Source organism: Tabrizicola piscis (genome assembly GCF_003940805.1).
Taxonomy (GTDB): domain Bacteria; phylum Pseudomonadota; class Alphaproteobacteria; order Rhodobacterales; family Rhodobacteraceae; genus Tabrizicola; species Tabrizicola piscis.
The window spans coordinates 2,577,058-2,591,092 of sequence record NZ_CP034328.1 but is presented as its reverse complement, the minus strand read 5'-3'; the positions used below and the strand labels follow the sequence as shown (position 1 = coordinate 2,591,092).

Sequence of the window (14,035 nt, the reverse complement as noted above, 5' to 3'; positions counted from 1 at the left end):
TTGAAAATCACAAATTGAACCTGAAGCTGGGCGCCGTGGTTCTGGCGGCGGACGTTGAGGGGCCAAAGAGGGCGCTTATCGCCATGAACGACCATCCGGGGCCGCCCGTGGCACTGACGTTCTTTCCGGACTACCGGGCGGCAAATCCGGTTCAAAGCCAGCTCTACGACCGCTTGCCGCCCATGATCCGACCCCAGGCCGGGGCGTTGGAGACGCTTGCGGCAACCCAAGGCCGGGGTTCCGTGTTCCATCTGCATTGGGAGGACGCCGTGCTGCGCCAGCCCGGTGCCATGGCGGAAGGGTTTCTGGACCGGCTGCAGGCATTTCGCGGCAGGGGCGGACGGGTGATCTGGACGATCCACAACCTTGCCGCGCATGACCCGGCGCTGGAAGAAAGGCTGGCCGATCTGCGCAGCGGGCTGTTTGCGCTGGCCGATGTGATCCATCTGCATTCGCTGCCCGCTGTCGCTGCAGCACGGCAGCGCTGGGACCTGCCGCTGCACAAGGTCAGGGTCATCGCGCATCCCTCCTATGACGGGCACTATCCGCAGGCCGACCGCTTGCGTGCGCGGGCAGAGCTTGGGCTGGAGGATGCAGGGATGGTGCTGCTTTTGCCCGGCAGGATTGCCGCCTACAAGCAACCGCAAGCCCTTGTCGCGGCGTTTGCGGTGGTGGCAAGGCCGAAGGACCGGCTGATCATTGCCGGGCAGATGGAGCAGGGCCTTGCCTTCCCACGGCCTGACGACCCGCGGATCATCCTGCGCACGGGCCATGCGGATGTGGCCGAGGTGGCACAGCTGCATGCGGCTGCCGATCTGGTTGTTCTGCCCTATGATCTTTCGCTGACCTCGGGGTCGGCCTTGCTGGCGGCGACCTTGGCGCGTGGGGTGCTGGGCCCCGACTGCCCCGGCCTGCGCGACGCGTTCGAGGCTGGACGTGGCGGTATCCTTTATGCCGAGGGCGGTTTGCAAGCGGCCTTGGCGGATGCCCTTTCCGAAGGGCCTGCGGTCTGGGCCGCGCGCGGTCAGGCCGCGCGCAGTGCGATGGCGGGCCGCGATCCGTCGATGCTGGCGGCGGCCTGGGCCGACCTGATCCTTAGGCTTGCCTTGCAACGGGTGGGGCCATGGTGATGGTTCCCGAAGCAGACCCTGATCTGACGCCACCGCCCCTGCGGGACCAGTTGGCTTGGCCGTTCAACACGGATGCCGCTGTGCTGGGCGACCGGCTGGAGCGCGGCGCGCAGACCGTGGTGATGCTGGTTGATCTGACGGGGCTGGACTGGCCCGCAATTGCACCCTTGGTGCCACTGATCACCAGCATGGCCACTGAGAAGGACATGGTGCCGGTGCTGGTGGTGGACAGCGCCGACATGGTCGAGGTGCGCCGCACGGGCCTGCCCTATGACACCTTGCCTGACTCTGCCGCCAATGCCGGCCTTCTGGACCATGCATCCGGCCAGGACTGGCCGGCCTATATCGCCCGCTGTCGTCAGCTGCTGGCCGCCAAATGGCAGCCGGGGGCCATTGTCCATCTGGGTGCCCATGCCGACTGGTAGCCTGATCGACCTGTCGCGCGCCGATGTGGTGTTCATCAGCTATGATGAACCCGAGGCGGAGGCGAATTTTGCGCATCTGCAGGCGCAGCTGCCACGGGCGCGGCGGGTGCATGGGGTGCAGGGCTTTGATGCCGCCCACCGGCGCGCCGCGGAAGGGGCGTCCGACTGGGTGTTCACTGTCGACGGTGACAACCGCATCACCGACCCCGCCTTCTTTGGCGGCTGGCTGGACGTGGCACCGCGCGATCTGGGGCAGGTCTTTTCGTTTTCGGCCCGCAACGGGCTGAACGGGCTTTGCTATGGCAATGGCGGCGTGAAGCTGTGGCCGCGTGTCCTGCTGCAAGACCTGCGCAGCCATGAGACTGCGACGCGCAGGGCGGGCCAGCTCGATTTCTGGACCGTTCCGTTCTATCTGATCAACCGGGTTGTGTCCGAAGTTCACATGGCCGCAACCCCGGCGCAGGCCTTCCGGTCGGGCTACCGCGAGGGTGTGAAGCTGTGCGTGATCCGGGGGCAGGCCCCGGCCGAAGCCTATCCGTACCTGCCCCTGCCGCAGGCCTTTGCCATGCACCTTGGCGACGTGAACCTTGACCGGCTGCGGGTCTGGTGTTCGGTGGGGATCGACCAGCCGAATGGTGACTGGGCCATCCTTGGCGCGCGGCTTGGGGCGGTGCGGACTGCGCTTGACGGCACACTACCGCAGATCATCGCCGACTACCCGGCCTTTGCGCAATTCTGGGAGAAGATCGCCGCACAAGCCGCCGATCCCGCGCAGCGGTTGGACTTGTCCGAGGCGCTTGCCACCCGGCTGGACTCGGCGATTGGTCTGGCATTGCCCAGATTGGACGCTGAGGGGTCGGTTCAGGCACGGGCTGCCGTGCGGCCTTTGCGGGGCAGTGGCCCGATGCAGCCCTTATGAGGGGCGTCAGCTAAGCGCCTGAAACTCCACCCGGCGGTTTTCCGGTGCACGGGGGTCGGCGCTGTCAGCCGGGAAGCGTTCGCCCAGACCCATGGCGTCCAGTCGGGTCGGCTCGATCCCGCAATCGCTGATCAGGCGGCGCTTCACTTCTTCGGCGCGGAGGAGCGACAGCTTTTCATTGTAGATGTCGGACCCTGCGGCATCGGTGTGGCCCATGATCCGGAACAGCTTGATGTCGCTGGCGCGCATGACCCTGCACATCTGGTCAAGCACCGGCCTTTGGTCAGCCTTGATCGTCGCACTGTCGTAGTCAAAGCTGATGCTGACGTTGACCTGCAGGTCTTCGGGCAAGAGGCCGACCTTCGACGCATCAACCGCAGGTGCTGCGTCGGCGGCAACTTCGGTCAGGCTGACCGTGCCATCGCCCGTTGCCGGTGCGGTTTCGGTTCCGGCCACAACGACCGTTGATGTATCGTCTTCCGGCGCGTCGCCCAACACCGGTCCACCATCGACCACGTCAACTGCGGGGGCGGTCGCGTCCGGGGTTTCCACTGTCACGATGGTCAGGCCGCGCGTTGCGCCCTTGCCGGTGCGCACGGCGGTGTAGGCTTCACGCTGAGTCAGAAAACGATCAAGGATTTCGTCATCGGTCAGGGTCTGAGCCCCGCCCGACACGGCTGAGGACCCAAGCAAGATCGCAGCCAGGAAAAGGCCTTTGGGCAGCATGAATACACCCTAAAAATTCTGTTAATTGCACAACCAGCGTATGCTATATTTGCCAAGTTTTCAATCGTACCCATTTCATCGGATCTTCCGGCATGCATGTGGTTTGCCATCGCCAGACCAACCGCCGCGAGGCCTGCGCCGCCGTGCGCACTGACTGCGGGCGGCAGCGATGAACCAGCCCACGACCATCGTGCCGAAACTGGGCCAGACCGCTTTTCCACGGCCCACGGGGCATGCGCTGACCCACCGTGGGGCCGTGCGCACGGCGAATGAGGATGCCATTCTTGCCGATCCGGCCGGCATCCTTTGGGCCGTGGCCGATGGCATGGGCGGGCATGAGGGTGGCGCGATTGCTGCTGATCTCGTGGTGGATACACTCGCCACGATCGACGATGACGCCCCGCCAGCCGAGGCGCTGGAAGATGCGATCGAGCGGGCCAATGACCGCATCCGGACCGCCGCCGGATCGCTTGGTGCACGGACCATGGGCGCTACGGTGGTGGCCCTGTTCATCTCGCAAGGGATCGCGCATGTGGCTTGGGCGGGGGACAGCCGGGCCTATCTGCTGCGCGGCGAGCGGTTGCGGATGCTGACGCATGACCACACCGTAGTGCAGGCCATGGTTGACCGGGGCGAGCTGGGCCTGACCGAGGCGGAAGGCCACCCCGAGGCGCATATCATCACCCGGGCCGTCGGAGCCGCCGCAGAAATCGAGGTGGACCATGCCGCGGCACCGCTGCTGGCGGGCGACAGGTTGCTTTTGTGTTCAGACGGGTTGCCGCGCTGCGTCTACGCGCAGGACATCGAGGCGATCCTGATGCAGCCCGAACCTGCCGAAACCACCTGTCAGGCGCTGTTGCGCCGGGCGCTGTCCGAAGGGGCCCCCGACAATGTTTCGGTCATCGTGGTCGATCTGGTGGCGGGCTAGCCGATGGGAAAAGGTGCCCTGATCGGCCCGATCATCGTGGCCATCGGCGTGATCGTGGCGGCCATCGCCTTTGCCGTGGTGACAACGCTGATCGATACGGCGGATGGGGGCACCGACCTGCGCCTGCAGCGGTTGGAGGAAAGCGTGGCGCAACTGGAGGCGAGCGTTGCCGAAGGCCGCACATTGGCCGAAGCTCAGGCTTCCGACCTGATCCGCCTGCGCGAAGACCTGAGCCTGCTGGCAAACCGCTCTCCGGTCGTGATGCCCACTGAAGACAACACGTCTGATTTCATCGAGATCGACCCGGCCGCGCTGTTGCCGGACGAGGACTTTGAAAATCAGGAAGGCACCGAAAATCTGACCGAACAGATGAAGCTGGCCAAGACCCGCTTCAACAAAGGCATCACCCAGCCCCGCAACCGGACCATGCTGGAGCTTCTGGGCCAGCCGCGCGACAGCTACAACACCGATTGCCAGCCAATGACCAACCCACGGCTCAAGGAATTGCTGGAAACCCGCCAGATTGGCCCGATCAAGGTCACCATGCTGCGCCCGGCATTGGAAAGTCTGGAACGGGTGATGACCCGCCTGAAAGAGACCGATCCCGACATCCATGCCAAGGTCGGGACCGCGGGAGCGTTGTGCGTGCGGTTCATTCGCGGGTCTTCGACGTCAATCTCGAACCATTCATGGGCCACGGCGATTGACCTGACGCTGGAGGGACAGCTGGACGGCTTTGCCGATGGGGGCACCCAGTTCGGGCTGTTGATCCTTGCCGAATACTTCAACGATGAGGGCTGGTTCTGGGGGGCGGCCTATAACCGCGAAGATTCGATGCATTTCGAGGTTGGCGAAGAAACCCTGCGGGCCTGGGCGGCTGAAGGAAAGCTTTAGCCGATGGTGCGGTCGACGGGGGCGGATACGGCAGGCAGACCGGCAGCCCCGGATGCCATGATCGCGCGGCTGGCCGAACCGGTACTGGCCTATGCCGACCGGCTTGCGTCGGTCACCGGTGAACGACAGTCAGACCTGTTGCGCCACGCCGCGACCCTGCTGGATCGCTTTGCCACCGGCTTGCAGCGCGCTGGTATCCCCGGCGCGGCCGTTCCCCCTGCCCGCGCGGCGCTTGCGCTGATCCTTGACCAGAAGGCGCGCGACAACGGGGCCATCGACGTGGCGCTATGGGGGGCGGAGGCGCGGCGGCTGATCTTCGAAGGGCGTGAAGTCTCCTCCGCCGATCTGGACGAATACCTCAGGCGCGCCGAGGGGCGGCCTGACCATGCCGGGACGGCAGCCTTTGTCGCCGACTGCCTGCTGCGGCTGGACAATCGCCGCCGGGCCTTTGACACCTCGCCCGTAGCGGCGGGCTGGACGGGGATTCTTGTGGTGCTGGCGATCGGCTTTCTGCTTGCGGTGGTTGGGTGGGCGGCACTGGTCGAATACCGTTTCCACCGCGACCTTGGGGCGACATTTGCCGCGCGCGCGCTGAGCATCGGTCTGGACCGCGATGGCCCCTTCCCCGACCTCGCACGACGGCTGGACGATCTGGCGGCCGAGGCGCGCAGCACGGCAACCGCCCGCGAAAAGGCACCGGTGAACCTGTTTGCCGGGCTGCTGGGCTATGACGCCGGGGACATGGCCGAGGCGACCTATCAGGCCGCCCTGCAGCGGCATTTGCCGGGGGTGCTGGCCGCAGGGATTGACGAGGCTTTAGCATCGGAAGGCGAGCCCGCCGCCGCCTATGACACCGTGCGCGCATGGTCGGTACTGGCGGGCGCGGGTGTGCCGGATCAGCCTGATCAAGCGCCCGATTGGCAACCGGCCTGGCTGGCAGGTTGGGCGGCGGACCGGGCGGGGGCCGATCCGGAGTTGCAGGGCCTTTCCCTGCATGTCTTGCGGTTGCAACCCTTGTCTGCCCCTCCCCCACCACCGGACGCTGAACTGCTGGCGCAGGCCCGCAGCATTGCTGCCGAAGCCGCAGAGCCGGACCGCGCCTATCTGGAACTCCGCCGCTCTGCTGCGGTGGTGGCGCTGCCGGGCTGGTATCCTGACGTCGCGGTGCCAGGCCTTTCGGTCATCCTGACACGGAAATCGGGGCTGGGCATGGACCAGCCGATGCCCGGCCTGTTCACCCAAGCCGGTTGGGACCATGCGCGCGACTTTGGCGCGGGGCTGGCGGTCCAGTCGGCGCGCGAACAGGCGGCGCGGATGTTCTCGACCCCGCCCGCACCGCAGAACGACACACCTGACGTGCTGATGGACCGCCTGCAAGACGACACGCTGGCGCAATGGTCGGACTATCTGGCCGATCTGCGGGTGCGCGCCTTTGTGACACCGGAAACCTCGGTCCGCATCTCGGGCGAACTGGCGCGGCGGGCGTCGCCGCTTGAGGGGCTTTTGCGTGAGGTCTGGGTGCAGGCGGGTGGCACCGACCGCCGCCGCACCCACCCCCAGCAACTGAGGGTCGCCGCCGTCTTTGGCCCGATGATCCAGTATGTTGAAGCGGGGCAGATGCAGGCCATCGCCACGCTGTTCGCCGGGCTGAACGTGGCGCTTGCTGCGCAGGACCGTGAGGGCGAGAAAGGGCAAAGCCGGTTGATGAGCGTGCAGGACCGCGCGGCTTCGGTGGCGGCGCTTGGGGTGGCTCCGAAGGTGGTGGTGCAACTGGTTGAGGATACGCTGGCCCAGACCGGTGCCGCGCATGCGGACCTGATGTCGAATGACCTGACACGGGTCTGGCAGACCGAGGTGCTGGAAACCTGCATGGCTGTCACCGCAAACCGGTTTCCCTTTGCCGAGGGTGCGGATGCCGACCCCGATCAGATCGCCCGACTGCTGGCGCCCGGCGGGCTGGTGGACCGCTTCGTCAAGGGGCGCGCGGTCCAGATGCTGGACATGACCGACACCCCATGGCGCTGGAAACCCGAAGCGCTGTTCGAGGGATTGACTCAGGAAAGCGCCGTCTACCTGCAACGCGCGACCGAGATTGGCGCGGGTCTGTACCCCGCGGGGGCGTCAGGCGGCCAGCCCGGGCTGGAACTGACCCTCTCTGCCCTGGCGGAACGCGGCCGCGCCTTTGTAAGCCTTGGCGGCGCGGGAGGTCCGGTCGAGGCCACGACGGACAGCCTTGTTCTGGCATGGCCCGGAGCACAGCCCCAGGCCGGGATCGAGGTGACCTTCAACGCGGGTGACGGCGAGGCGCGGCTGACCCAGCCGGGATACTGGGGCCTACTGCGGCTGCTGGCCCCGTTGCGCTTGCGCGACCGTGATGGGGGCAAGCGATTTCTGGTCGATCTGCGGGCCGATCAGTCTCGGCTGTTTCTTGAGATCGTGTTTGACCGACCGCAGAACCCCTTGGCCCTGCGCAAGCTGATGCAGGGCTTTGCCTGTCCGGCGGTGCTGTAGCTTCACCATGGGCTTTGCCGGCCCCGCGATGGAACTTCCTACGCGCCAAGTTCATCAATTGGCGCTATACTTTGACCCAGCATTTTCCGAGACGACCTTTTCAACTGCTCCGTTCATCCAAGGATGGCCCCCGTGACAGCTGACCGCGATATCAACATTTCCATTCCCGCGATCGACGCCGAAATCTTCTTTGCGCGGATGGAGGGCGCGGACCGGATTTCCACGCCCTTCGCCTATTCGCTGCTGATCTCGTGCAAGGACATGGACCTCAAACCGCTGGCTGTGCTGGGCACGCCCGCGGTGATCACCGTCAAGGGCGATACGCCGCGCCACTTTCACGGGATCGTTGCGGATTTCGCGCTGGAAGAGATCCGCGATGATCTGGCGTTCTTCCGCATGACCCTGCGGCCCTGGCTGTGGTTTCTGTCGCTGGACAGCGACAACCGCATCTTTCAGGGCAAAAGCACCCCGGACATCGTGGAAGAGGTGTTCAAGGCCTATCCCGACGCCAAGTTCAAGCTGGCCCTGCGGGGCAAGTACGACAAGCGCGAATACTGCGTGCAATACGGGGAAAGCGACCTTCACTTCGTGCAGCGGCTGATGGAGGATGACGGCATCTTCTACCACTTCACCCATGCCGAAGACGGCCATACCCTGATGATCTCGGACACGAATGAGGCGCTGGAACCGGCGAGTGGGAGTGAGAAGGTTCCCTATGAACCCGACAGCCGCGTCAGCTTTCGCGATGGCGATTTCATCACCCATTGGGTTCCAAAGGCGCAGGTGCGAACCGGCAAGTTCACGGCGACGGACTATGATTTCGTCAAGCCCACCTTCGATCTTACGGCCCTGACCTCGGCCCCCGTCGGACATAAGGACGACAAGGCCGAGGTCTATCATTACCCCGGTCGCTATATCGAGCTGGACCCCGGGCAAAAGATCACCGAGCGGCGGTTGCACGAATTGCAGGCCGATCAGCACCGGGTGACGGCGAAGGGCACTGCGCGGCAACTGTGGTCAGGCCACAGTTTCACGCTGGAGCTTTTCCCGCGTGAGGCCGAAAACATCGCCTATCTGGTGATCGGTGCGACCTATGTGATGTGGGACGAAGAGTTGCGCGCGGGCCAGTCGCGTGATGGGTCGGGCTATGAGGTCACGATGGAACTGTCACCCGCCAGCGTGCCGTTCCGCCCCCCCCGCATCACCCCAAAGCCGCGCATGGCCGGGCCGCAGACGGCCATGGTTGTCGGACCCTCTGGGGCGGAAATCTTCTGCGATGAATATTCCCGCGTGAAGGTGCATTTCCACTGGGACCGGCTGGATGGAAGCGACGAAAACTCGTCCTGCTTCGTGCGCGTGTCGGCGGCATGGGCCGGGGCGGGCTGGGGGTTCATCCAGATCCCGCGCATCGGGCATGAGGTGATCGTCGACTTTCTGGAAGGCGACCCGGATCAGCCGATCATCACCGGGCGGGTCTACAACGGCCAGAACACCGTGCCGTACGGTCTGCCGGGCAATGCCAGCCAGTCCGGCTGGAAAAGCTGGTCGACCCCATCATCCGGCGGGTTCAACGAGCTTCGATTTGAGGACAAGGCCGGGGCGGAGGAGGTCTACTTTCAGGCCGAGAAGGACCATGTCGAACTGGTCAAGAACAACGAAACCCGCACCATCGGTAACGATTGGGTCGAAGACGTCGGCCATGACGGCACCCAGTCCATCGGGCACAACCGCACCGAAAGCGTGGCCAATGACAAGTCTGTGTCGGTGGGCAACAACCGCACGGTCAGCATCGGGGTGAATGACGATGAGACGGTCGGTTCGAACCGGTCGCTGACGGTGGGGTCGAATGAGACGATCAGCATCGGCGCGAATTCAGATGAAACCATTGGTGCCAACCACAGTCAGACTGTCGCCATCACTCAGACGATCACCGTGGGCGCGATGCGGACTGATACCGTGGGGGCGGCAGAAATCCGCAGTGTCGGGGCCGAGCAGGTCAACACCATCGGCGCCAGCCGCGTGGTGACTGTGGGCAGCGACCAGACCCATACCATCGGCAGCGATGACAGCTGGACCATCGGGTCCAACCAGTCGGTCACCATTGGAGCGAACCAGTCGATGACCATTGGCGGCGGGATGACGGTCAAGGTCGCCAAGGATCAGGCGACTGAGGTGGGGGGATCGCAGGCGACGAAGGTGGGCAAGGACGCGCTGCACGACATTGCGGGGGCCATGGGGATCAAGGCGGGGAAGACCGTCACCATCGAAGCCGCCGATGCCATCGTGCTGAAAACGGGGTCCGCCTCGATTTCGATGAAGAAGGATGGGACCATCAACATCGAAGGCAAGGACATCACGATCAAGGGGTCGGGCAAGATCAACGTCAAGGCGTCGGGGGAAGTGATCGTCAAGGGTTCGAAGATTCTGAACAACTGAAAAGGCTTTTCAGAACCGGCTCGCAGTCAGCCGGATCGCAGTCCATTGGGGGCCCCCCGGCCTGCCAAAGCTGCATCGTGGCACCCTGCCCGTCGCCGGTGGGGGGCGGCAGCGCCTCAAGCTGGTCAAGCAGGTCATCGGGGGTCATGGCCCCTTGCCCCGCCGTGACCAGCAGCGCCCCCGCCGCATCGCACCAGTCCGTCAAACCTTCGGGCGCGGGCAGCTTGGGCGCGATGACGAAGGCCGCCAGCGGAAACCGCCGCCCCACCCGGTCGGTCCCCGGCACCGCGACGCCAGCCGCCACCCTGCCGCCCGACACCAGCCGAAGCCGCAGGCCGCCGTACGGCCAGCCGGTCCGCCTTGCCAGATGCCGCGCGGCCCAGCCGTCCCAGAAGGCGGCAAGTCCGGTCGGCAAGCCACGAGTCACGAAATCCCCTGCCGTGGGCAGCTTGCCGTGAAAGCCCGTGATCACGCCCTGTGCAGACGCAGGATCAGCCATCAGAAGCCCTGCGGGCAGCGGAAGTTGCCGAACATGCTCAGGTCAAACGGATTCTCAACCGAGGCTGCGCGCAGTTCGAACGTGGCTGAATGTCCGCCGGCGGACAGCGTCAGGTTGAACAGTTCCGGCAGGCTTGTCTTGGCAAGGTTGCCCTTGCGGATCAGCCGCAGCCAGGCCCAGGCCCCGGATTCCGAGGCCATCACCTCGCCCGTGCCATCGACCGGCGTGAAGGCCAGCGAGATCAGGTTCGTGCCATCCTTGCCCGGCCAGGTCATCGCCATCGGTCGCGGGGCCGAGTTGAAGTAGACCAGCGTTTGCCCGTCGACGTTCAGGGTTACGCGGCTGGAATTGGCGGACAGGTCCTTTGGCTCCAGCGCGAAGGCCATGATCGGTCCGGCCCCCCCGGGGAAAAGGCCGTCGCGGATGCTGCGCGCCTGTTCAAGGGGTTGCAGGCTGGCGGCGGGTAGTCCGAAATCGGCGCGCCAGACCCATGGCCGGACCGTGGTATCAACATACTGGATCAGGTGGGTGTTGGTGAAGGTGTCGATCAACCCGCCTGGGCCAAACAGGCGCTGGAAATCGGCGGTGTTCACATCAATCGCGGAGCCAGCCTCGAACGGGTAGCGCCCGGCAGTGGCGTTGGTGCAGAAGGGCAGCACATCCGCCTTCCAGCGCGCGTTCAGCTGCGCCACGACAGCCTCACGCGTGACGCTGATCGTGTCGCCTGCAAGACCCGTCAGCCAGTCATCCACCGGGTCGGGCAGCGCGGCCGCCACGTTGGCCAGTTGCCCCGTCAGTTGTGGCAGGCCACCCCGGGCCAGCAACGCTGCCTCGGGGTCGGGGCTGGCGGCCACGGTCTGCAGTTCATTGGCCAGCGCCCCAAGCGCGGTTTCGGCGTCGGTGATCAGCGGGGGATTGCCGTCCACCTCGGTTATGGTGGCCTTCAGGGGGGCGAAATGCGCGGCCACGACAGTGCCCGGCGGGTCAGCGGGCGGGCCGGAGTCATTGCCGCCAAGCCCGATCTTGTCCGCCGTCTTGGCGCCCTTGGACACCAGCGCCCCCAGTTTGCCCAGCTTCTTCGTGGCCGCCTTGACGATGCCGCCCGTCGCATCCGCGCCCTCCTCCGGTTCAGGGGGGACGGCGGTCAGGTCAGTCTCGGTCACCACAGCGCGCAAAAGGCGTTTCAGCGTGCTGTCGGCACTGGCAAGGTCCTTGAGATTGGCCGTGGCTACCGACAGATCGGTGATCGGTGCCAACCGCACGTCACGCAGAAGACCATCCCACTGCGCGATGAAATCATCCGAGTAGAGTTTGAGGATATCCACCTCAAGCGTGGCGACGGAGGTGTCGCTGCTTTCCGCACAGCCCCCGGCAAAGACCGCGCGATCCAGCGCCGCCTCGGCCGCGACTTCGGGGATCAGTGGCAGGATCACGGTGTGGAACCCCTGATAGGTATAGGCACCGGGCAGGCCGATCCGCAGGGTCTTGCCCGACAGGCGCGTCAGCACCTTGGTGGCGTTCGGGCCAGCGGTTTCCGCCGGGATCCACTCGGGCAGGCTGGTCACCGCCGGGTTTCCGGTCAGGCTGTTATAGGCCCGCACCGACAGGGGGACCGTGCAGATAGCCTCCAGCGCCTTGGACACCAGCATGTCATCGGGCGCGATGCGGTCGGCGGCCTCATCCCCGCTGGCGCGTTCGATGGCAGCAAGCTGGTGGGCCAGCGCGGCTTCGGTCGGGAAGGGTGGAATCGGTGCGCTTTCGGGCAGTTTTTCCGTCCACCAGAAGGTCAGGAAATCGCGGTCGTAGGGGGCCTTGCCGGTCAGCATGTGGTAGGATTTCAGCGCGCCCAGCAGGAATTCGGGGTTGCGGATCTCGCGCCACATCGTCGCCTCCAGAAGGGCGACCATGCGGGGTTCCAGAATGGTCTTCAGGCCGTGGTCATAGGCGATCTTCTGGGCGCGGGTAAGGTCAGTCCGGGCCGAGGGTCCGGCGACGGTCAGGATGCCAGCGGTCAGCGGGCTGCGGGCCGTCTCGATCTCGGTCATGGCATCTAGGGCGATGTCCAGATCAAGGGGGTCGGTCGGCGCCTGCCGGGCCGCGATATTGGCCAGCCGCTGTGACAGGTCCGCAGTCAGCCGCGCCTGATCGGCGATGGTGCCGGACTGGTTGAGGAAGGAATAGAGAAACGCCAGTCCCGCCAGCGTGCAGGCCAGCGCCGCCGCGGCGACCGACCCGCGCCAGATCCAGACCCGGCGCTCTTCGGCGGCGCGGTCGAACTGGCCCAACCCCGCCTCGGGAAAGATCACGCCCGCCAGCATGTCGTGCAGGAAATAGCTGCGGTAGTCGCTGGCCGCCCGACGCGGCGGCGGTTCGGTCCGCAACCCGTAGGACGCCGCCATGTCGCCCAGCATCCGGTCAATCGGGCTGCCTTCCTGCGCGGCCGATGTGAAGTAGAACCCGCGCAGCCAAGGCGCGTCTTCATAGCGGCTTTCGCCGAACACGGTTTCCACCAGCGTCTTCAGCGGCGCTTCCACCCGCTCCATCTGAGCGGGAAAGCGGAACACCTCGGCCCGCCAGCCAAGGGCCGCATCTTCGGACAGCCGTGCGGACAGCCGGGTTTCAAGGCGGCTGAGCAGCCCCCGCAATTCACGGGCGATGGCTGTCGGTTCGGCGCGGGCATCGGTGGGCAGGGTAGCGCCCCAGACCTGTTCACGGTCGCGGCTGGTGAGGTCGGCGAAGAAGGGTTCGAACCCCGGCACAAGGTCGGCCTTGGTGATCATCAGATAGACCGGCAGCTGGATCTGCAGCCGTTCGCGCAGGTCTGCAAGGCGCTTGCGGATGGTCTTGCCATGCGCTTTCAGCGCGTCCTCGTCACCCAGAAGCTCTTGCATGGACAAGGTGACGATCACCCCGTTCAAGGCCCGCTTGCCGCGGTGCTTTTTCAACAGCGCAAGGAAGCCGCCCCATTCCGCAGCGTCAATCTCGGGGTCGCTGGCCTGTTCGACGTAGCGCCCGGCGGTGTCCACCAGCACGGCGGTATCGGTGAAGAACCAGTCGCAATTGCGGGTGCCGCCGACGCCCTTGATATCATCCGAGAGGTCGATGGGAAAATGCAGACCGGATTGTTTCAGCGCCGTCGTCTTGCCGGTGCCGGGTGGGCCGATGATGACGTACCACGGCATCTCGCGCAGGAATTTCTTCGCGCCCAGCTTTGACTTCTTCATCTGGGAAAGGATGTCTTGGAACTTGGTATTGATCGCCGCAAGGTTCCCCTCGCCCGGCTTGGCGGCGGCTTGCACCGGCGGGGCGGCGAGGTCGGTCACGAACATCCGGTTCTTCCGCGCCGCCCGCAGCTGCGCGAGGAGATGGGAAAACAGCCACAGGATCAGCACCACCCCGATGGCGATCAGCCGGTTCAGTTCGCTGTCAAGCGGGTGCAGGTCACCAAAGGCCAGAAGCGGCCCGAACTGCCAGATCAGCGCGCAAAGCAGGATGATCCCGATCGTCGTCCACAGCTTGCGCGAGATCAGGAAGCGCAGGATTGATTTGATCAGCCGGAACATCGCG

Annotated in this window: 10 protein-coding genes; 7 read left to right on the top strand and 3 right to left on the bottom strand. The window is 65.4% G+C overall.

Annotated features, from left to right (window positions below; genetic code table 11):
- Positions 1-14: 14 nt before the first annotated feature.
- Genes EI545_RS12650 through EI545_RS12640 form a run of 3 tightly spaced genes read left to right on the top strand, consistent with a single transcriptional unit; the run spans position 15 to position 2,474 of the window.
- A complete protein-coding gene (locus tag EI545_RS12650; RefSeq protein WP_245989993.1) occupies positions 15-1,130 on the top strand; it encodes a glycosyltransferase in 1,116 nt (371 codons plus the stop codon).
- Positions 1,124-1,555, top strand: coding sequence for a hypothetical protein (locus EI545_RS12645; protein WP_125325803.1), 432 nt, complete (start codon positions 1,124-1,126; stop codon positions 1,553-1,555). Before EI545_RS12650 ends, EI545_RS12645 begins: the two co-directional genes overlap by 7 nt.
- Complete coding sequence (locus EI545_RS12640; protein ID WP_245989990.1) at positions 1,542-2,474, top strand: hypothetical protein; 933 nt, start codon at positions 1,542-1,544, stop codon at positions 2,472-2,474. Before EI545_RS12645 ends, EI545_RS12640 begins: the two co-directional genes overlap by 14 nt.
- Positions 2,475-2,480: 6 nt before the next feature.
- Here the strand turns inward: EI545_RS12640 and EI545_RS12635 are convergent, their stop codons facing one another.
- Positions 2,481-3,200 (bottom strand): OmpA family protein, encoded by a 720-nt coding sequence (locus tag EI545_RS12635; RefSeq protein ID WP_125325802.1) that lies wholly within the window; start codon positions 3,198-3,200, stop codon positions 2,481-2,483.
- A 169-nt stretch (positions 3,201-3,369) separates the two neighbouring features.
- Between EI545_RS12635 and EI545_RS12630 the strand changes: the two genes are divergently transcribed.
- From EI545_RS12630 to EI545_RS12615, 4 genes are all read left to right on the top strand, one after another.
- A complete protein-coding gene (locus EI545_RS12630; protein WP_125325801.1) occupies positions 3,370-4,128 on the top strand; it encodes a PP2C family protein-serine/threonine phosphatase in 759 nt (252 codons plus the stop codon).
- 3 nt (positions 4,129-4,131) lie between these two features.
- Positions 4,132-5,022 (top strand): M15 family metallopeptidase, encoded by an 891-nt coding sequence (locus EI545_RS12625; protein WP_125325800.1) that lies wholly within the window; start codon positions 4,132-4,134, stop codon positions 5,020-5,022.
- A 3-nt stretch (positions 5,023-5,025) separates the two neighbouring features.
- Positions 5,026-7,533 carry an ImcF-related family protein gene (locus EI545_RS12620; protein ID WP_245989988.1) on the top strand — a complete coding sequence of 836 codons (2,508 nt, stop codon included), beginning with the start codon at positions 5,026-5,028 and terminating at the stop codon, positions 7,531-7,533.
- 132 nt (positions 7,534-7,665) lie between these two features.
- Entirely contained in the window at positions 7,666-9,969 is a 2,304-nt protein-coding gene (locus EI545_RS12615) for a type VI secretion system Vgr family protein (protein WP_125325799.1), read from the top strand.
- Here EI545_RS12615 and EI545_RS12610 read toward each other — a convergent pair.
- Entirely contained in the window at positions 9,941-10,468 is a 528-nt protein-coding gene (locus EI545_RS12610) for a TagF domain-containing protein (protein WP_125325798.1), read from the bottom strand. The genes EI545_RS12615 and EI545_RS12610 overlap by 29 nt on opposite strands.
- Positions 10,468-14,031: a type VI secretion system membrane subunit TssM gene (gene tssM / locus EI545_RS12605; protein ID WP_125325797.1), complete on the bottom strand. Its 3,564-nt coding sequence runs from the start codon at positions 14,029-14,031 to the stop codon at positions 10,468-10,470. Before tssM ends, EI545_RS12610 begins: the two co-directional genes overlap by 1 nt.
- Between the last annotated feature and the right edge of the window lie 4 nt (positions 14,032-14,035).